This is a genomic window from Acinetobacter sp. CAU_H_S139_7 (assembly GCF_058599305.1).
This window is the reverse complement of sequence record NZ_CM178651.1, coordinates 792,856-813,689: the sequence shown is the minus strand read 5'-3', so window position 1 is coordinate 813,689 and position 20,834 is coordinate 792,856. Positions and strand designations below refer to the sequence as shown.

Below are 20,834 nucleotides of genomic sequence, written 5' to 3'. Positions count from 1 at the left end.
AACGATTAAGAGGATAACGCCGTTGACTAATATTTCTGGGACTCAATCGGCAGCTAAACTGCAAAAAACGCTAGGTCTCTGGCACATCATTATTATTGGTTTAGCTTATATTCAACCAATGACATTATTTGATACTTTCGGTTTAGTATCAGAAGAAAGTCATTATCATGTACCAACGTCATATATCATTGCTTTAATTGCAATTTTATTCACGTCGATCAGTTATGGTCACATGATTCGTCGCTACCCTTCCTCGGGTTCAGCCTATACCTATGCGCAAAAGTCCATCCATCCGAATGTCGGATTTATGGTCGGTTGGTCATCATGGTTAGACTATTTATTGTCTCCAATGGTCAACATCATTCTTGCCGTGATTTACCTTGAAGCCTTATTCCCTGATGTAAACCATTGGGTCTGGGTGGTTGGTTTAACTGCATTTATGACCGCGGTCAACTTACGTGGTGCACGCTTCGTTGCAAACTTTAATGGTTTGATCGTTTTTGTACAGTTAGGTGTGATTGCTTACTTCACGTGGATGGTTTACAGCTTACTTGCTGGTGGCGTCAACGCAGATGGTACTTTGGTCAATGCAAAATATCAGTTATGGAGTTTAGAGCCATTCTGGAATGAGCTTACTTCACTGGGTGCCCTGATTACAGGTGCAACTTTGCTGTGCTTCTCATTCACAGGTTTTGACTCACTCAGCTCGCTGGCAGAAGAAACAAAAGATACCGAGAAAACACTACCTAAAGCGATTTTCTTAACGGCACTCTTGGCTGGTGTAATCTTTATTATCAGCACCTACTTCATGCAGATTTACTTCCCGAACGATCCAAAGACTTACTTTGAAGATGTTGCTGCAACACAGCCTGACATTTTACAAGCCGTCGGTGGCGTTGCGTTTAAAACGGTGGTGTTGTACTTTGCAATTGTGACTGTTATGGCATCAGGTATTTCGGCACATGCAGGCGTTTCACGCTTAATGTATGTGATGGGCCGCGATGGAGTGATTAACAAGAAGATTTTTGGTCATATTAGTCCGAAAAGCTTCACACCGTCTTATAACATTCTCATTGTAGGTGCTGTAGCATTAACCGCTGGCTTCATGGACTTAGACATCGTTATTTCGATGATCAGCTTCGGTGCATTAACTGCATTTACCTTTGTAAACTTATCGGTGATTTCAAGATATGCACTGCGTGATGGCCGCACAAAGAATATTAAAGATATCTTTAGCTTTGTGATAATTCCAATGTGTGGATTCCTCAGTATCTTTGCCATGTGGCTAGAGATTGAAGAAACCGCGTTGAAATTCGGTTTATGGTGGGCAATGTTTGGTATTTTATACTTAGGTTATAAAACCAAAGGCTTTAAGCAACCTGCACCACAACATAATGAATTTGACGATCCGCTCTAATCTTTCATTCAAAAGAAAAAGACGCCAAGTGCGTCTTTTTTCTTTTTCTAAACTACCGCTAAATAAACTAGCCCTTAAATTGCTTGGTTATTTTGGCAATGCGTTGTGCATAGGCTTTTGTGGTTTCGAGATCCCCTGTTGGGATTTCATCCGCACTTGCATCCGATGGTGATTGCACCAACAAGCCTACAGAACCACCCAAATTATTTACATCTTGACGGGTTGCCACTTTACTGTTGGCAGGCAATAAGCCCAAGCTTACCCAAATACCGCCATGCTGCGATGCAAGTGTTTGTAGTTGAATTAAAGTCACTTGCTTATCACCATTTAAGCTTGCACTATTGGTAAAGCCACCGAAAATTTTATCTTGCCATGCATGAGTAAACCATTTTTTTGAAGATGCATCGGCAAACTTTTTAAATTGCCACGGTGCAGTGCCCATATAAGTTGGTGCACCAAATACAATTGCATCAGATTGATCCAATGTCAGCCAATCTTGCTCTGGAATGTCTCCAGTTGGGTCAATCTCCACCAAATTTGCACCAATTTCTTGCGCAAAAGTTTGTGCAATCACTTTGGTATGTCCATAGCCTGAATAAAAAACCACTGAAATATTCGACATTTTAGTTTCCTCTTTGGAATTAGTTGATTGGCATCGCTGCGCCAATCATGATGCTGTGCCACGTAAAGCATTAAAAATAAACAGTATGAAATATCTTAAACACTTGCCTAATCGGGCTTGAGCTTCACATAACTTGCAACTTCAGCGCTTAGGCCCTGCTTCAACTGCTGGGTCTTTTCACCGACCAAAACTTCATAAGCATTTTGCTCGATGCCTTGAAAGATTTCTTGAGCTACTGTTTCTGGCGCAATCTTCGGAATGGGTAATGAACGAGTCAGATCGGTATCAATAAAACCCACATGCACCCCCATGACCTGAATATTAAATTGAGACAACCACTGACGACTTGAGTTGGTATAGGACCATGCTGCCGCTTTAGAAATGGCATAACTGGTCAAAACAGTGCTTGGCTCCCAAGATACATCCGAGAGAATATTGACCACATAAGCCTGTTGGTTCTTTTGCAAGATCGGAGCAAAAATTTGCGTCACCCGCATCAAACCCAATAAATTAGTTTCCAAAATCTTTTGCGTAGCCGCGATAATACTGGCATCGACAGGATGTTCATTCAAAAGCGCAATGCCCGCATTATTCACAAGAATCGTGGTATCTGCGCATTGTTCTGCTGCCTGTTGAATAGATGCTTCAACATTTACATCGAGTTGAATCGGGATAAGCCCCTCTTCCTGAAAGCTCCCAATCTGGCGCATACCCACATAAATCTTTTTAGCGCCCTGACGGCGGGCCTCCCGAGCGATGGCAAGTCCCAACCCACGATTTGCACCCGTAATAAAAACAACAGCCTCTGAAACTTTCATCATGTGATCCATCCAATTGCCAGTATCTTGCGAAAGCGTAGTCTGATGACAGCGCTGCATTAAGTCTATGTTTATGATACACTTATGAAACCTAGTATCAATTAGTTACCACTTGGTAACTGGTCTTATTGATTGTTTCAAATTAAGATAGAATGTAAAATGAGCATGGTTAGAAATGAATAAGCCAATGAAATTTAATATTTTTCATCCAGATTGTCCTGCTCGTCTTTTTTTTGAAAAATTTGCAGACAAGTGGATTTTATTGATTGTATATACGCTGGATCAAGAGTCGCAACACTTTAATGAGCTCAAGAAAAATGTTTTAGGTATTTCACCTAAAGTGCTGTCACAAAAATTAAAGATCTTAGAGCGCGATGGTTTTTTGACGCGAACCATTCATGAAGAAAACGTGATTCGAGTGGAATATGCGTTAACCGAGATTGGCAAAGACTTTGCTCAAAATGCCTATCAAATGAAAGATTGGGTCGAAGCCAATATGCTTAAAGTTTTAAAATCCAGAGCTGGATTCGATCAAAAGCTAGAAAAAATAGAGCCCGCTTAAGCGGGCTCTGTCATAGCAATTTGATCAAGCTAAAGGCTTAAAACCCTGCTGACGCCATGCTTCATACACAATCACAGCTGTCGCATTGGATAAGTTTAAACTGCGCGAGTTTTCAGCCATGGGCAAACGAATCCAATGCTCTTTTGGAAACAACATACGAACCTGATCAGGCAGACCACGCGTCTCAGGCCCCATGAGTAAAGCCACGGGACGATTCAAATCCGAAGTATGCGGCGTTTCCGTTCCTTTGGTGGTTAGAGGATAAATCGCGTTTATATCGACACCTTTTAGGGCTAAATTTGCTAAACACTCATCGAATGTTTCCCAAATTTGCATGCGCGCCCACTCATGGTAGTCCAAACCTGCACGTTTAAGTTTTTTATCATCCAGTTCAAAGCCGAGAGGCTTAACCAAATGCAGCTGCGCTCCAGTATTGGCACATAAACGAATGATATTGCCTGTGTTTGCAGGAATTTCGGGCTCGTATAAAACAACATGGATCACAGCTTTTCTCTACTCTTTCAATTTGGCAAAAGTTAATCTTGCCACTGTAATTGTTCACGCAAGCTTACTACATCACCAATGATGGTCAATGTAGGCGCTTGAATATGATTTTCTTCAACTTTTGATGCGATATCCGCTAAGGTCCCGACCACCACTTTTTGTTCTGACGTGGTACCTTTCGAGATCAAAGCAACGGGCATGTCTGGGCGCTGCCCATGCTCAATTAACTTTTCACAAATTTTTTCTAAACCGACCAAGCCCATGTACAGCACAAGCGTTTGATTCTGATAGACCAACTCATCCCACGGTAACTCAGGCGAACCTTCTTTTAAATGTCCCGTAAGAAAACGCACGCTTTGCGCATAATCGCGATGTGTTAAAGGAATACCTGCATAAGCCGAACAACCCGAAGCTGCTGTAATCCCTGGCACTACTTGAAATGGTACGCCCGCGGCAAAAAGCTCTTGAATTTCTTCACCACCACGACCAAAGATGAAAGGATCGCCGCCTTTTAAACGGCAAACACGTTGACCTTTTGAGGCAAATTCTACCAACAAAGCATTGATGCCTTCTTGCGGAACAGCATGGTTAGAACGGGCTTTACCCACATAAATTTTTGTTGCATCGCGACGGCAGAGTTCCATAATCGCAGGAGAAACCAAACGATCATAAATCACCACATCGGCTTGTTGCATCAAACGCAATGCTTTGAGGGTCAGCAACTCAGGATCACCTGGACCTGCACCAACCAAATATACCTCACCTTTCGGTGTTTTCCACTCCAACAGCGCTTGCTCGATTAAACGATCTGCTTCTACAAGATTGTCATGAAAAACCTGTTCTTTCAGGGGACTTGCATATAAGTCTTCCCAAAAAACACGGCGCTCATCAGGATTAGAAATCTTCGCTTTCACCGCTGCACGCCATTTTCCTGAAAACTCAGCCAGCTTACCCATGCCATGTGGAATACTGGTTTCAAGCTGGGTTCGAATTTGGCGAGATAAGACGGGGGATGTACCATTGCTGGCCACTGAAATCACCAAAGGCGAACGATCGACAATAGCAGGAACCATGAAACGGCAATGCGGTGGATCATCAACACTGTTGACCAGTATTTTCAGCGCTTCACAGTCCTCAAAGACTTGAGTATTCACCGCATAATCATCTGTTGCAGCAATCACTAACCGATAGTCATTGAGTTGAATCTGCGCAGGATATAGCGCTTGGATATATTGCCCTTGGCTTTCTTCAACCAGTTGCAATAAATTTGCATCAATATCAGGAGCAATGATATGAATCACTGCCCCTGCTTTATGTAACAACACTGCCTTACGGTAAGCAATATGCCCACCACCGACAATCAGACAAGGTTGCTGCTGCAACTTTAAAGAGATTGGAAAAATATCCACACACGACCTCAATGAGTTTTATCTGACAGTCTTAAAGCAATTATTGTGCACAAAACTGTGCAGTACATCGACTTTATTAGTCAATGTACTCAGCACCGCCCATATATGGACGAAGCACGGTTGGGATTTCAATCGAACCATCAGCACGTTGGTAGTTTTCCATGACCGCAAGTAAAGTACGACCCACAGCCAAACCTGAACCATTCAGCGTATGCACAAATTCAGTTTTCTTTTGGTCTGCACGGTAACGTGCTTTCATACGACGCGCTTGGAAGTCGCCCATGTTTGAACATGAAGAAATTTCGCGATACGTATTCTGACTTGGTACCCAAACTTCAAGATCGTAAGTTTTAGTCGCACCGAAGCCCATATCACCACCACAAAGGATGATCTTACGGTACGGCAAACCAAGTGCTTTCAAGATCCCTTCAGCATGTCCTGTAAGCTCTTCAAGCGCTTGCATTGAGTCTTCAGGCTTAACAACTTGCACCATTTCAACTTTGTCGAATTGGTGCTGACGAATCAAACCACGTGTATCACGACCGTATGAACCTGCTTCACTACGGAAACATGGCGTATGCGCTGCATATTTCAGTGGTAAACGGTCTGCATCAATGATTTCATCACGCACGAAGTTAGTTACAGGCACTTCCGCAGTTGGAATGAGGTAATACTCTTTTTCACCTTGTAATTTGAATAAATCTTCTTCAAATTTAGGCAATTGGCCTGTACCACGGAGTGAATCAGCATTGACTAAATACGGCACATAAGCTTCGGTATAACCATTTTCCAAAGTATGCGTATTCAACATGAACTGGGTAATCGCACGTTGTAAACGAGCAAGTGGTCCTTTGAGCACGCTGAAACGAGAACCTGTCAATTTGGTCGCTGTTTCAAACTCAAGACCGCCCATCCACTCACCTAAGTCAGTGTGATCTTTAATTTCAAAGTCAAACGTACGCGGCGTACCCCATGTGAGGATTTCCACGTTATCGCTTTCGTCTTTTCCTTCAGGAACAGACTCATCTGGCAAGTTTGGAATGCTGAGTGATTTCGCTTCAAGTTCAGCTTGTAATTCAGACAAAGCGACTTCTGCAGCTTTGATTTCATCACCAATCGCTGACATACGCGTCATAATTTCAGATGCATCACCACCAGCTTTTTTAATTTGGCCAACTTGTTTTGCACCCGAATTACGTTCAGCCTGAAGAGATTCAGTTTTGGATTGAATCTCTTTACGGCGAGCTTCTAGTGATGCCCATTCTTCAACATTCAGTTGTACACCACGTTTTGCTAAGGCTAAATTTACAGCCTCAATATTATTTCTGAGTAATTTCGGGTCGATCATAGCCAATCTTTTGCAAAGAAAAAAACTGGCTATAGTGTAAGCGCTTCAAGCCGAAAAATACAGTCACGCGATCACTAGCTGTGGCTTATTACAGCAATTTTCATGGCTTTTCTTTGCTCGCTTTTTCTCGTTCAGCGGCATAATCGACAAAACTTGGCAAATATTCCGCCTTAATTAAGCCGCTGGCTTGTTGATACGGTAAAACCAATTCAGACATCCCTTCTGCATAAGAGGCTAATTCATATAAGGGATAGACGAACACCACACCTTTGGCACTCATATAATAATTGTCAGTCAGCTTCAATTGCTCACGTGAAATATTATGATCGGACAGCCACATGCTATTGGCACTATATAATGCATCTAATAATTGAGACTCCGTCTTATCCACCACGATATCACTCAGCGCAACCCGTTTTTTAATTGCCAAATCTAAGGTGATGTATTCGTTGTGATACATGCCATGCGCGGCACGCGCTGGGTAGTGATAATACATCAAGACAAAATCAGCATATTTTCCACGCTGCGCCACATAACGGACATCAGACAAAGTTTCACTGAGCATGTTTTCATCGATCTGTGGCTTTGCTTGCTTCGAGCTTTCAAATGCCACAGGATTGGCTTTTTTCATCCGTTCATCAAAATATTGATTGATCCATGGGACATTGGTGTCCAAGCTGTACAGCTGGTATTGGGTACATCCTTCCTCATCACAAGCAATAGAACGCGCCAATTGTAATGGTCGAACTTTTGTCTCAATCAGTGGCAAAGTCTGTGTGACTTGAGTTGGTTTAGCTGTCTCTTCACTTTTTGCAGCATTACTGTCATTTTGTGGCTGACATGCGCTGAGCAATCCCGCGCACAACATCATTGCGAAGACAGATCCAATTTTATTGTTATGAAGTAATATCATGATTTACCCGCAGTTAAGTATTCAATAGCACAGACTATACAAAGCACAGCCATAACTTCCCACCACGTTATGTAACTGAACTTGATCTAATAAAAAACCACCCGAAGGTGGTTTTGAACAACAGACTCATATTATTGGTCAATAATGTCTGTGCCTTTAGGCGGAGTAAAATTAAAGGTTGAAGCTGGAATATTGATATTTACCTTAGTGTTATTAAAACGCACATAGGTTGTTTGTCCCAAAGAATCTTCTAAGATCATTAGCGTTGGCGCATTTTTCGCACCAAAACTGATCGTTAAACTTTGAAACGCACCATCATCGCTTTTTGGGTACAGGGTATAGTAAGTTTTGCTCTGATTTGGTTGCGTAATACGGTATGACTTACGAATCTGTTCCGTATTCCCTGACAATAATAGTGCAGGGGTATTCGCAACCTGTTCATCTAAAGTTTGACGAACTGCTTGCTGTAAGTCTGGATCATAAATCCAAACCGTTTTGCCCGAAGTTACAATAGTTTGTTTCGCAGGGCTTGTGGTTTCCCAATAGAATTTCCCTGGACGCTCAACTTTCATCACCCCTTTAAAGGTCTGATTCATATGCTGAGCAGATAAACCTTGTTTCTTCGGTGCTTTAGATGAATTTGTGACTTTGGTGGTTTGCTCAAAGTTAGAACTGATACTTTGAATACCACTCAACTGTTTCACTAAACTCGTCGTCGCCTGTTGCTCCGATGCTGCAACCGGAGCTGCAAATACTGTACTGCTCATAACAGGGCCAAGTGTTACTACACCTACTGTCATTGCACATAAAGTCTTACGAAGCATTTTCATAATCTCACCTTTTATAATTTGCGCAGTCGCAATTTGTTAGATGAGCTATCTTAAATCAAATTTGATGGCTAATAATTGAGAATATAAGAAGATTTGTATATTTATTGGTGCTTAATGTTGTGAAATATCCATCATGATGAAGATCAGATGTGCTCTTTACATATAGAAAAGCCTCTGAATGTGCAGAGGCTTTTCTAACTGAGGTTAAGAATTATCACTGTCATTTCCATTGCCAACCAATTGCTGCACCTGCACCGAAATCACCTTCACTATTGGTTGTCACAGCTACTTTGTATACATATTTGTTACTTTCAGTCACACCGCTGAGACCAAAAGCATAACCTTGCTCACCTTCCCATGTACCCACGCCGGCACTAAACATATTGTAGCCAGCATCTGTCGGTTGCGGTAAAGATGCTATTGCAATACTTGATGCTACTGCTGCATAGGTTCGATCTTCTAGTTCTCGCATGTCTCGGTTCAAGGCATTTACACGACTATCGGTATAAGCATTCGCTTGATTAAGGGCTTGCTGTCCAACTTGGTTCACATAAGTTTTTGCTTCATTCAGAATGTAAGTATCCGCAGCATCCATCACTTCTTTAGAAATCCCATTGGTACCGTTTGTGCCTTTAAGGCTGGCCAACCATTGAGTAATGCTACCGTCAAAGCCATTACCAACTGCAACGTCATAAGCACTAAAGCCTGTTGCGCCAGTCATTCCAGTATTACCCATATCGCCTTTTAAGCTAGCGAGCCATTCGGTGATAGTTCCGTCAAAACCATTTACCTGCGCAACTTGATAAGCATTATATCCTGTAGCTCCTGTGACACCTTGGAGGCCTTGTTCACCTTGTGCTCCAGTATCACCTTTGGCTCCAGTAGCACCTGTTGCTCCGGTATAACCTCTGTCACCCTTATCGCCTTTGTCGCCTTTATCACCTTGTGCGCCTGTAGCACCCGTTGCTCCAGTATCACCCTTTTCACCTGGGATACCTTACGGCCCCTCTGGACCTATTGGTCCTTGTGGACCCATAGGACCTGGAGTTCCAGAACCATGTCCATGTCCGTTACCATTGCCATTTCCATGCCCGTTGCCATTACCATGTGACCCATGACCATACCCATTTCCGTTACCATGTGACTCGTGCCCTTGTCCTTGCCCTTGATGATTATCTCCCTGAGTTGCCCATGCTGCATTCCCCATGGCCAATAAAATACTCAACAACAATAATTTCGGAGTAAGTCTCAGATTAGCAACAACGCTCTCGCTCTCAATGTTTGATCTATGAGAAATGCGCAGCACTGTCTCTTTCATCATATGGTTTTGTTCAATTTGACTGTCTTGTTTTACAACAGAAACCATATGGCAGCAGGATTTTCCCAAGACTTTTGTGAATATTTTGTTCATATCTGTCTGCCTTTCTTTTAGTTTTGGTTTTGTTTTTCTATTACACTCTTATTTTTTGTGATATACATCACCATTTATTGGTATTTAGTGCTTTATCTCAAAATATAAAAACACAAGAAAAATAAGCTAACAATATGAATAGACGAAAAAAAAACCCACAAAATGTGGGTTTTTTTACTATTAAAACTTACGCTTCAACAGTTACGTAGCGACGGCCAAACTGACCTTTCACTTCGAATTTTACTACGCCGTCAGCGGTTGCAAACAAAGTATGGTCACGGCCCATACCAACGTTTTGACCTGCGTGGAATTCTGTACCACGTTGACGAACGATAATGTTACCAGCAGTCACAGATTGACCGCCGTACATTTTAACACCTAACATTTTAGGATTCGAATCACGACCGTTTTTAGTCGAACCACCGGCTTTTTTAGTTGCCATGTCTATTTACTCCTCGTAATTAGCCTGAAATAGCTGTAATTTTCAACTCAGTGAACCATTGACGGTGACCTTGTTGTTTACGGTAGTGTTTACGACGACGCATTTTTACAATACGGATTTTGTCGTGACGACCATGGCTAACTACTTCAGCAGTTACAGTAGCGCCAGCAACAACTGGAGCACCGATTTGAATGCTGTCACCATTTACTAGCATTAATACGTCATCAAACGTAATAGTTGCGCCAGTTTCAGCTTTCAACAATTCAACTTTAAGGGTTTCACCCTCTACAACACGGTGCTGTTTACCACCGCTTTGGATTACTGCGTACATAATGTACTCCAAACATGCCCGTGTCGTCGTGCCGATAAAGGAAGATATCGATCTTAATACGAACGCCACTGGGGTTAATCAAGGGCAAGGATTTTAAGTGATATTGACTCAAACAACAAGAGATTTGCCGAACTTATTAGACTAAATTAACGATTATTTAATAATCGAGAAAAACTCAATCAACAAATTACAGTTCAACTCTGGCTTGACTTTGCTTACAATGAAATAGATTTTTAAAATCAATCCGCTATAGTATGGATGAATTGATTTTTAAAATGTAAATAAGCCTACAAATGCAGTACGCTTATACATTGGGGAAATAAGGAACTGTCTTTCGTAAAATATAGCCTCGCACGCTAGCGAGTCTTATTTATGATTGAAATGAATCATTTAGACATGTATCCCTATTTACACAATACTGGTAATGCTGATTTTTATCACTTTATATAGATGAGGCCGCTCTTCAAATGACCATCGACTTTAAGCAAGATATTCTCGCCCCTGTAGCTCAAGACTTTGCCACGATGGACACATTTATTAATGAAGGCATTACCTCTAAAGTGGCATTGGTCATGGCGGTGAGTAAACATGTGGTTGAAGCAGGTGGTAAACGCATGCGTCCCATTATGTGTTTATTGGCTGCCAAAGCCTGTGGTGCAGAAGACCTGGAACGCCAGCGTAAACTTGCTGCCATCATTGAAATGCTGCATACCGCAACCTTAGTTCATGATGATGTGGTCGATGAATCTGGCTTACGTCGTGGTCGCCCAACGGCCAATGCGACTTGGAACAATCAGACCGCAGTACTGGTTGGTGACTTTCTAATTTCACGTGCATTTGATTTATTGGTCGATCTCGGTGATATGACCTTACTCAAAGATTTTTCTACAGGGACTTGTGAAATTGCCGAAGGTGAAGTGCTACAACTTCAAGCACAGCACCAACCTGAAACCACAGAACAAACTTATTTAGATATTATTCACGGTAAAACGTCACGTTTATTTGAACTGGCAACTGAAGGGGCTGCCATTCTTTCTGGGACACCGCAGTACCGTGAACCACTACGTTTATTTGCAGGCCACTTTGGCAATGCCTTTCAAATCATTGATGATATTTTAGATTACACCTCAGATGCTGAAACATTAGGTAAAAATATTGGCGATGATTTAATGGAAGGCAAACCGACTTTGCCGTTAATCTCAGCATTGAAAAATACAACGGGTGAAGAACATGACATTGTTCGTCGAAGTATTGCGACAGGTGGAACAACAGATCTTGATCAAGTCATTGCTATCGTAAACAGTTCTGGCGCACTAGATTACTGTCGACAACGGGCGCATGAAGAAACCGAAGCCGCACTTCAAGCATTACAGGCTTTACCTGACAGCCAATATCGTCAAGCACTGGTCAATTTAACCCAACTGGCTTTACATCGAATTCAATAACAAATGATGCTTTAAAATGTTTTTAACTTGCCTATGCATATAAAATTTAATGATCTGTTTTTTCAAATGCAGCAACAGCTTGAGCAACCTCAAGCTGTTTTAAATGATCAACTTTTAATTGAGTTGGTGGAGCGTATTCGTCCAACGGATGCGTATCAAATCGATGAAATCCATCAAAAATTTCAAGCGCTCATTCAAGCATTACTCATCACTCCCGATGCCGCATCGACCTTACAAAGCTTTGTGCTGCGGCTTATTTCCCAATATAAACAAACCAGTCTTTATGCCGACACAGGCATATTGTCTTTAGATGGGTTTTGGAATCAATTGTCACAGCGTTTAGGGGCACATTTTCTTCCGCTGATTAATGACGAAACTCAACTACAGGATTTAGTCCGTCGCGTTTTCCCCAATCGAAGTGATAAATATTGGCTCGATAACATCCGGGACAGTGACTGGCTACAACTACTGAACCTGCTCAATCACGGGCATGCCAATCAAACAGAAAAAGTCAAAATTCGCAGTGAAGTGGTTAAAGCCATCACGGTGCTGTCTTATAGGATAAGTGGTATTGGTTTATATCCAGAGTTTATTAATGCGCATCCTGAGCTGACCGAATATGAATCGCCTTTTTTAGTGCAGAACCGCGAAATTGTCGAATTCATTCAACAGTATAAAAAGGCACATCAAGACGCAGAAACCTCGAGTGTGGTTGCCCCACCCGACGCTTCTCAAGCGCTGGTCATGATTGAGCAGTGTCGTGATGTGGTATTGAAAATTCGTCGTGCGACTAGACGTATTGGAGTCAGTGTCAGTTTAACCTATCTGATTTCCTTACTTGAGCAATGCTTAGACCGCGTCGAACTGTTGCTCAATTTAATTGTAGAAGAAGGCGAAGTACACTATGAAGCGGTGAGTATGCTCTTGGTCGATATTACCGCTGCGATTTATAGCGAACGCAGCGTACGCTCTCTACTGACGACCAATAGTGAATTGATTGCTTTGCAGGTGACTGAAAATGCCAGTAAAACGGGCGAACACTATGTAAGTACAGACAAACAAGGCTTTTTAGCCATGTATAAGTCCGCAGCGGGTGCAGGAGTTATTATTGCCATTATGGCAACGCTCAAAACCTTGTCGGCACGTATGGTCATGGCACCACTCATGCAAGCCTTTATTTACAGTATGAATTACTCACTAGGTTTTATGCTGATTCATGTCTTGCACTTTACTGTAGCGACCAAACAACCCGCAATGACTGCTGCAGCCCTTGCAGCAACAGTACAACACCGCAAAGGTTCTAAAACCGCGCAAATTGCTGAATTAGCAGCATTGATTATCAATATTATCCGTACCCAGTTCATTGCTATTTTGGGAAATATCTCGATTGCCATACCCGTTGCCGCCTTTATTACATGGGCATGGGCAACGGGCATGCATGAACCACTACTCAACCATGCAAAAGCGGCGAAAGTCTTACATGACTTAAACCCTTTTACCTCTTTGGCCATCCCACATGCCGCGATTGCGGGTGTCTGTTTGTTTTTATCAGGACTTTTAGCAGGCTATTTTGACAATATGGCGGTTTATCGCAAAGTCGGTCCACGCTTAAAAGCACACCCTCGTCTCAAAACAATTATGGGACAAGAACGGCTCGATAAATTTGCAGGCTATATAGAACGTAACTTAGGTGCGCTGGCGGGTAATTTTCTATTCGGTATTATGCTAGGAAGTATGGGAACCATTGGTTATATTTTGGGTTTACCCCTAGATATTCGCCATATTGCCTTTGCTTCAGCAAACTTCATTCAAGGCCTGATGAATATTAATGGTAGTCCTGAGATTGGCTTGATTATTGTATCTTTCCTCGGGGTACTCGCTATTGGTCTGACGAACTTATTTGTCAGTTTTACTCTCACGATTATTGTGGCTTTACGTGCACGTCGGGTACGTTTTGAACAGTGGAAACCGTTAGCAAAATTGGTTTTAACCCATTTTCTAACGCGACCAAGTGACTTCTTTTGGCCACCCAAAGTACCTCTTGAAGTTGATGAAAGTTCGAACAATACAAAACACCATACAAAATGATTTTGTACCGATTTTGAGCTCTTGTTACACTGTGAACAAAATTTTATACATGATTAATCAACACTTGAATTAAAGTGTACTGATGAGTACACTTTAACCCAGTAAATAACCGCGCTTAAATCGGTTGAAATGACACGAGTTCCAGCATGCCTTACTTGTTGCTTTTTATCGGTATTATTTTATTTATAATCAGTGCATTAGCTCTAAGCATTCAACCACTCACAGCTTTAGATCTGGCGATGGTCGAATATTTCAGCACATTAAGAACTGAGCATATAGATAAACTTGCAATACTTTTATCGGCACTCGGTGGCATGCCGTTTGTATTATTTCTAACCACTCTATGGTGTTTCCATCGTGCATGGTATAAAAAGTATAGAGATGTTGTTTTTATTGGTTTAGGCGTTGTTGGAAGTATTGCTTCTGCTTGGCTACTTAAATTTCTAATTTCAAGACCACGCCCACCAGAAATGTTTCACCTAGTGACGAGCTATGGTGCTTCCTTTCCGAGTGCGCACAGTATGTATGCTGCCACTTTGGCGTGTCTTGCCATTTTCTTAAGTCGACCATTTTCTGCACATCGTCATGTTGTATGCATTGCTCTTTTATGGATGCTGATGATGGGAATTTCAAGAGTCTATCTTGGAGTACATTTCCCATCCGACGTTCTCGCAGGTTGGAGCATTAGTATTATCTGGATTTCACTGCTTTACATCTTGTGTGGCAGATATACCCAATTAAATACACATTATTTTTAGATAAGAATCTAATCGAGGTGGAACAATGATGACGGCAAAGCTTTGGGCCCCAGCCCTTACCGCTTGCGCATTAGCAACGAGTATTGCACTTGTTGGTTGTAGCAAAGATCCAAAGGATGCGCAGCAAGCTGGCGCTTCTCAACAAATGCCACCTACTGAAGTCGGTGTCATTGTTGCACAACCGCAAAATGTAGAACAATCTGTAGAGTTATCTGGCAGAACCACGGCATTTGAAATCTCTGAAGTTCGCCCACAAACGAGTGGGATCATTCTAAAACGTTTGTTTGCGGAAGGCAGTTATGTACGTGAAGGTCAGGCACTTTATGAACTTGATTCTCGTACCAACCGCGCAACATTTGATAATGCCAAAGCAGCATTATTACAACAAGAAGCGAATTTAAGCACACTCAGAACCAAACTGAATCGTTATCAACAACTGGTTTCAAGCAACGCTGTTGCGAAACAAGACTATGACGACTTAGTGGGTCAAGTGAATGTCGCTGAAGCACAAGTGGCAGCAGCACGTGCACAAGTTAAAAATGCTGAAGTAGACTTAGGTTACTCAACCATCCGCTCTCCAATTTCAGGTCAAACCAACCGCTCTACAGTTACTGCGGGTGCTTTGGTGACTGCAAACCAAACAGAACCATTGGTGACGATTCAACGTTTAGACCCGATCTATGTTGATATCAACCAATCAAGCTCTGAACTTCTTCGTTTACGTCAACAATTGAGTAAAGGTAGCTTAGACAGCAGTAACAACACGCGTGTGAAGCTGAAACTTGAAGATGGCAGTGACTATCCAGTCGAAGGTCGTTTAGCGTTCTCTGATGCCAGTGTCAATCCAGATACAGGGACTGTGACGATTCGTGCGGTGTTCCCGAACCCGAATCACTTGTTGCTTCCTGGTATGTTTGCCAATGCACAAATCGTTCAAGGCGTAATCCCGAATGCGATGTTAGTGCCGCAAATTGCGGTGACTCGCACACCAACAGGTCAAGCGATGGCAATGATTGTGAATGACAAAGGCGTAGTAGAGCCTCGTCAAATCACCACAGTTGGCATTCAAGGCCAAGACTGGATTGTGACTGAAGGCCTTAAAACAGGTGAAAAAGTTATTGTTGACGGAATAGCGAAAGTTAAAGCTGAACAGAAAGTTGTTGCGAAACCGTATCAACCTAAAGCAGCAGCACCTCAAGCTCCAACAACGGATGCTAAAAAGACAGAAGCTGGTGCAAAAACTGAACAAAAAGCTACTTCAAATACATAAGGGGTAGACGAATATGGCTCAATTTTTCATTCATCGCCCTATTTTTGCTTGGGTGATTGCACTGGTGGTTATGTTGGCGGGGGTTCTTTCGCTAACTACAATGCCTGTTGCTCAATATCCAACAATTGCACCACCAGTGGTGACAATTGCTGCAACTTATCCAGGTGCTTCTGCACAAACTGTTGAAAATACTGTAACGCAAATCATTGAACAACAAATGAATGGTTTAGATGGTTTACGTTACATTTCATCTAACAGTGCGGGTAATGGTCAAGCGTCAATCAACTTGAACTTTGAACAAGGGGTTGATCCAGACATTGCACAGGTTCAAGTTCAGAACAAATTACAATCTGCAACAGCGCTTTTACCTGAAGATGTACAACGTCAAGGTGTGAAAGTGACTAAGTCTGGCGCAAGTTTTATGCAAGTACTTGCATTTTACTCTCCAGATGGAAGTCTTTCTGGGGCGGACATTAATGACTATGTAAACTCAAACATCTCTGAACCGCTGAGCCGTGTTGCAGGTGTTGGTGAACTTCAAGTCTTTGGTGGTCAATATGCGATGCGTATTTGGCTAGATCCAGCGAAAATGAACAGTTTGCAAGTGACACCAAGTGACATTGCTGCTGCAATTCGTGCTCAAAACGCTCAAGTGGCTGTAGGTCAGTTAGGCGGTGCACCTTCTGTACAAGGTCAAGTGCTGAATGCGACTGTCAATGCGCAAAGTATGTTGCAAACACCTGAACAATTTAAGAATATATTTCTAAAAAATACATCTTCTGGTGCTCAAGTCCGTTTGAGTGATGTTGCGCGTGTTGAACTCGGGTCAGATAACTATCAGTTCGACTCTAAATTTAATGGTAAGGCTGCTGGCGGTGTTGCGATTAAACTGGCAACTGGTGCAAATGCACTAGATACAGCAGCGGCTGTAGAAAAGCGCCTCAGTGAACTTCGTAAAAACTACCCAAATGGTTTAAAAGATCAACTGGCTTATGACACCACACCGTTTATTGAACTTTCGATTAAGAGTGTTGTTAAAACCTTAATTGAAGCGATCATTTTGGTCTTTATTGTGATGTTCCTGTTCTTACAGAATTGGCGTGCCACAATTATTCCAACATTGGCTGTTCCAGTGGTTGTATTGGGCACATTTGCTGTCATTAACATCTTCGGTTTCTCAATCAACACGCTCACCATGTTTGCGATGGTCTTAGCGATTGGTTTATTGGTTGATGACGCAATTGTCGTGGTGGAAAACGTAGAACGGGTAATGCAAGAAGAACACCTCGACCCTGTAGCTGCGACCGAAAAATCAATGCAACAGATTTCTGGTGCCTTGGTCGGTATTACCAGTGTATTAACTGCGGTATTTGTACCGATGGCATTCTTTGCAGGTACAACCGGTGTTATTTACCGTCAGTTCTCGATTACGCTAGTTACCGCAATGATTTTGTCACTGATCGTGGCATTAACCTTCACCCCTGCCCTGTGTGCAACCTTGTTAAAACAACACGATCCGAATAAAGCAGAAAGTAATAATATTTTTGCGCGTTTCTTCCGTTGGTTTAACAGCAGCTTTGAAAAGCTATCCGTAAAATACCAAGGTGGTGTCAACCGTATGACCCATCATAAAGTATTTTCTGGTGTGGTTTATTTACTGGTGATTGCAGGCTTAGTTGGCCTATATAAAGCTTTACCATCCTCATTCTTGCCTGACGAAGACCAAGGCGTCGTCATGACTTTAGTTCAGCTTCCACCAAGTGCAAGCCTTGAACGTACCGATAAAGTCATCACCACAATGACAGACTATTTCATGAATAAAGAAAAAGAACATGTAGAGTCCATCTTTACTGTTTCTGGTTTCTCATTCACAGGTGTTGGTCAAAACGCAGGTCTTGCCTTTATCAAGCTGAAGGACTGGAGTGAGCGTACGACACCTGAGTCGCAAATTGGTGCCATCATCCAACGTGGTATGGCATTGAATATGATCGTGAAAGACGCCTCTTACATCATGCCATTACAGTTACCTGCAATGCCTGAATTAGGTGTATCTGCTGGTTTTAACATCCAGTTAAAAGATGCAAGTGGTCAAGGTCATGAGAAATTGATTGCTGCACGTAATGCTATTTTAGGTATGGCTGCACAAGACAAACGTCTTGCAGGCGTCCGTCCTAATGGTCAAGAAGATACGCCTCAGTACCAAATCAATATTGATCAAGCGCAAGCGGGTGCAATGGGTGTCAGCATTGCGGATATCAATACAACCATGAGCATGGCTTGGGGTGGTACCTATATCAATGACTTCGTTGACCGTGGCCGTGTGAAAAAGGTATATGTCCAAGGTGAAGCGAATACACGTATGATGCCTGAAGACTTGAACAAGTGGTATGTGCGTAATAGTAGTGGCACGATGGTTCCATTCTCAGCATTTGCAACAGGCGAATGGACTTATGGTTCACCACGTCTAGAGCGTTATAACGGTGTATCTTCTGTAAACATTCAAGGTACTCCAGCACCGGGCGTAAGTTCGGGTGATGCAATGCTCGCGATGGAAGAAATTATTGGTAAGTTACCATCTATGGGCTTACAAGGTTTCGACTATGAATGGACAGGCTTATCTTTAGAAGAACGTGATTCGGGCAATCAAACAGCTCCGCTGCTTGTTCTTTCAATGCTTATCGTCTTCTTATGTCTTGCCGCATTGTATGAAAGTTGGTCTATCCCTGTTTCAGTATTGCTAGTTGTACCACTCGGTATTCTTGGTGCATTTGCACTGACATGGTTAGGTATGATCATTAAGGGCGATCCAAACTTATCGTTCAACATCTACTTCCAAGTTGCGATTGTTGCCGTGATTGGTCTTTCTGCGAAAAATGCGATCTTGATCGTAGAGTTTGCAAAAGAGTTGCAAGAACAAGGTGAAGACTTGTTTGATGCAACCCTTCATGCTGCAAAAATGCGTTTACGCCCAATTATCATGACCACCCTTGCATTCGGTTTTGGTGTCCTTCCGCTTGCCCTTTCAACAGGTGCTGGTGCAGGTAGCCAACACTCGGTAGGCTTTGGTGTCCTTGGTGGTGTAATTAGTTCTACACTGTTGGGTATTTTCTTCATTCCAGTATTCTTTGTTTGGATTCGTAGTATTTTCAAATACAAACCTAAGAAACAAAATAATCAGGAGCAAACATCGTGATGCAAAAAGTATGGTCTATTTCAGGTCGTAGCATTGCGGTATCTGCACTTGCGCTTGCTTTGACTGCATGTCAAAGCATGCGTGGTCCAGAACCCGTCGCTCAAGCGGATATCCCAACAGGATATATTGGTTCAACGACAGGTCCATCTGTTGCAGAACAAGGCTATAAAGACTTTTTTGCTGATCAGCGTTTAGTCCAAGTCATCGAGTTAGCACTAGCCAATAACCGTGACCTCCGTACGGCGACTTTAAATATTCAACGTGCTCAGCAAGCGTATCAAATTAGCGAAAACAACCAACTGCCAACCATTGGTGCAAGTGGTAGTGTGCTTCGCCAAGATACACTCAGCAGCAAACCTATGACAACCTATAATGTTGGCCTTGGCGTAACTGCGTATGAGTTAGACTTTTGGGGTCGTGTTCGTAGCTTAAAAGACAATGCTTTAGACAGCTATTTAGCGACTCAAAGTGCACGTGATGCAACACAAATTTCGTTGATTGGTCAGGTTGCGCAAGCATGGCTGAGCTATTCGTTTGCCAATGCCAACTTAAAACTGGCAGACCAAACCTTAAAAGCACAGCTTGAATCATACAATCTGAACAAAAAACGTTTTGATGTCGGTATCGATAGCGAAGTCCCTGTACGTCAAGCGCAAATTTCGGTTGAAACCGCACGTAATGACGTTGCGAACTACAAGACTCAACTTGCACAAGCACAGAACTTACTCAACCTGTTGGTGGGTCAGCCTGTTCCTGCAAACTTATTGTCTCCTCAACCTGTGAAACGCATTACCCAAAGTACGGCGTTGACAGCGGGCTTACCAAGCGACTTGTTAAATAACCGTCCTGATATCCGTGCTGCGGAATATCAATTGTCTGCTGCGGGTGCCAACATTGGTGCGGCAAAAGCACAGTTGTACCCAACTATCAGCTTAACGGGTACGGCAGGTTATGCATCGACAGATTTAAGCGATTTGTTTAAATCAGGTGCCTTTGTATGGTCACTTGGCCCAAGCTTGGATATTCCAATCTTTGACTGGGGCACACGTCGTGCCAATGTGAAGATTTCAGAAACTGACCAAAAAATTGCGTTGTCAGATTATGAAAAAACCATTCAAACCGCTTTCCGCGAAGTGAATGATGCCTTGGCAGTACGTGAAAATATTGGTGACCGTCTAGCAGCGCAACGTCGTCTGGTAGATGCAACCAACACCTCCTATAAGCTTTCAACGGCCCGCTTCCGTGCAGGTATCGATAACTACCTGACTGTACTTGATGCACAACGTACATCGTACTCGGCGGAACAAGGGTTGTTATTGCTTGAACAAGCAAACTTAAACAACCAAGTTGAAGTGTATAAAACCCTCGGTGGCGGAGTAAAAGTCAATACGTCTGATCAAGTGGTGAAACAACCTTCATCTTCAGATGTGAAATACAACAAAACAGCAAACTAAGGTTTGCAACATCAAAAGC

The 20,834-nt window shown here is 42.6% G+C and carries 19 protein-coding genes; 8 read left to right on the top strand and 11 right to left on the bottom strand.

The window, feature by feature from the left end:
* Positions 1–22: 22 nt before the first annotated feature.
* Positions 23–1,417: an APC family permease gene (locus AC4MC0_RS03965; protein ID WP_004695470.1), complete on the top strand. Its 1,395-nt coding sequence runs from the start codon at positions 23–25 to the stop codon at positions 1,415–1,417.
* Positions 1,418–1,484: 67 nt separating this feature from the next.
* Here the strand turns inward: AC4MC0_RS03965 and AC4MC0_RS03960 are convergent, their stop codons facing one another.
* A complete protein-coding gene (locus AC4MC0_RS03960; RefSeq protein ID WP_333641523.1) occupies positions 1,485–2,039 on the bottom strand; it encodes a flavodoxin family protein in 555 nt (184 codons plus the stop codon).
* A 107-nt stretch (positions 2,040–2,146) separates the two neighbouring features.
* Positions 2,147–2,917 carry an SDR family NAD(P)-dependent oxidoreductase gene (locus AC4MC0_RS03955; protein WP_333641521.1) on the bottom strand — a complete coding sequence of 257 codons (771 nt, stop codon included), beginning with the start codon at positions 2,915–2,917 and terminating at the stop codon, positions 2,147–2,149.
* Positions 2,918–3,032: 115 nt separating this feature from the next.
* Between AC4MC0_RS03955 and AC4MC0_RS03950 the strand changes: the two genes are divergently transcribed.
* Complete coding sequence (locus AC4MC0_RS03950; RefSeq protein ID WP_201706650.1) at positions 3,033–3,419, top strand: winged helix-turn-helix transcriptional regulator; 387 nt, start codon at positions 3,033–3,035, stop codon at positions 3,417–3,419.
* A gap of 24 nt (positions 3,420–3,443) precedes the next feature.
* On the opposite strand, the gene AC4MC0_RS03945 is transcribed toward AC4MC0_RS03950, so the two are convergent.
* The 9 genes from AC4MC0_RS03945 to rplU form a co-directional block, all read right to left on the bottom strand.
* Complete coding sequence (locus tag AC4MC0_RS03945; protein WP_201706651.1) at positions 3,444–3,923, bottom strand: tRNA (cytidine(34)-2'-O)-methyltransferase; 480 nt, start codon at positions 3,921–3,923, stop codon at positions 3,444–3,446.
* A 32-nt stretch (positions 3,924–3,955) separates the two neighbouring features.
* Entirely contained in the window at positions 3,956–5,332 is a 1,377-nt protein-coding gene (cysG, locus tag AC4MC0_RS03940; RefSeq protein WP_114837045.1) for a siroheme synthase CysG, read from the bottom strand.
* Positions 5,333–5,408: 76 nt separating this feature from the next.
* Entirely contained in the window at positions 5,409–6,680 is a 1,272-nt protein-coding gene (gene serS, locus AC4MC0_RS03935) for a serine--tRNA ligase (protein WP_078425288.1), read from the bottom strand.
* A 100-nt stretch (positions 6,681–6,780) separates the two neighbouring features.
* The gene (locus AC4MC0_RS03930; protein ID WP_491887291.1) at positions 6,781–7,593 is read right to left on the bottom strand and encodes an RsiV family protein; all 813 of its coding nucleotides are present in this window, start codon (positions 7,591–7,593) and stop codon (positions 6,781–6,783) included.
* Positions 7,594–7,724: 131 nt separating this feature from the next.
* Positions 7,725–8,423, bottom strand: a complete 699-nt coding sequence (gene lolA, locus AC4MC0_RS03925) for an outer membrane lipoprotein periplasmic chaperone LolA (RefSeq protein ID WP_005400368.1) — start codon at positions 8,421–8,423, stop codon at positions 7,725–7,727.
* A gap of 220 nt (positions 8,424–8,643) precedes the next feature.
* Positions 8,644–9,159, bottom strand: a complete 516-nt coding sequence (locus AC4MC0_RS03920) for a YadA-like family protein (RefSeq protein ID WP_005400367.1) — start codon at positions 9,157–9,159, stop codon at positions 8,644–8,646.
* 261 nt (positions 9,160–9,420) lie between these two features.
* Positions 9,421–9,834 (bottom strand): hypothetical protein, encoded by a 414-nt coding sequence (locus AC4MC0_RS03915; protein WP_005400366.1) that lies wholly within the window; start codon positions 9,832–9,834, stop codon positions 9,421–9,423.
* Between the two features lie 187 nt (positions 9,835–10,021).
* Positions 10,022–10,276 carry a 50S ribosomal protein L27 gene (rpmA, locus tag AC4MC0_RS03910; RefSeq protein WP_234304610.1) on the bottom strand — a complete coding sequence of 85 codons (255 nt, stop codon included), beginning with the start codon at positions 10,274–10,276 and terminating at the stop codon, positions 10,022–10,024.
* A gap of 19 nt (positions 10,277–10,295) precedes the next feature.
* Positions 10,296–10,607 (bottom strand): 50S ribosomal protein L21, encoded by a 312-nt coding sequence (rplU, locus tag AC4MC0_RS03905; protein WP_004695441.1) that lies wholly within the window; start codon positions 10,605–10,607, stop codon positions 10,296–10,298.
* Between the two features lie 467 nt (positions 10,608–11,074).
* Here rplU and sdsA point away from each other — a divergent pair, with 467 nt between their 5' ends.
* The 6 genes from sdsA to adeK all read left to right on the top strand — a co-directional run bounded on the left by sdsA (position 11,075) and on the right by adeK (position 20,815).
* The gene (sdsA, locus tag AC4MC0_RS03900; RefSeq protein ID WP_078389125.1) at positions 11,075–12,052 is read left to right on the top strand and encodes an All-trans-nonaprenyl-diphosphate synthase; all 978 of its coding nucleotides are present in this window, start codon (positions 11,075–11,077) and stop codon (positions 12,050–12,052) included.
* 33 nt (positions 12,053–12,085) lie between these two features.
* On the top strand, positions 12,086–14,140 hold the full coding sequence (locus AC4MC0_RS03895; RefSeq protein ID WP_335997530.1) for a site-specific recombinase: 2,055 nt from the start codon (positions 12,086–12,088) through the stop codon (positions 14,138–14,140).
* Between the two features lie 146 nt (positions 14,141–14,286).
* Complete coding sequence (locus AC4MC0_RS03890) at positions 14,287–14,898, top strand: phosphatase PAP2 family protein (RefSeq protein ID WP_159151461.1); 612 nt, start codon at positions 14,287–14,289, stop codon at positions 14,896–14,898.
* Positions 14,899–14,923: 25 nt separating this feature from the next.
* Complete coding sequence (locus tag AC4MC0_RS03885) at positions 14,924–16,168, top strand: efflux RND transporter periplasmic adaptor subunit (protein ID WP_159151460.1); 1,245 nt, start codon at positions 14,924–14,926, stop codon at positions 16,166–16,168.
* Between the two features lie 13 nt (positions 16,169–16,181).
* On the top strand, positions 16,182–19,361 hold the full coding sequence (gene adeJ / locus AC4MC0_RS03880; RefSeq protein ID WP_205667688.1) for a multidrug efflux RND transporter permease subunit AdeJ: 3,180 nt from the start codon (positions 16,182–16,184) through the stop codon (positions 19,359–19,361).
* Positions 19,361–20,815, top strand: coding sequence for a multidrug efflux RND transporter AdeIJK outer membrane channel subunit AdeK (gene adeK, locus AC4MC0_RS03875; protein WP_205668092.1), 1,455 nt, complete (start codon positions 19,361–19,363; stop codon positions 20,813–20,815). Before adeJ ends, adeK begins: the two co-directional genes overlap by 1 nt.
* Positions 20,816–20,834: the final 19 nt, after the last annotated feature.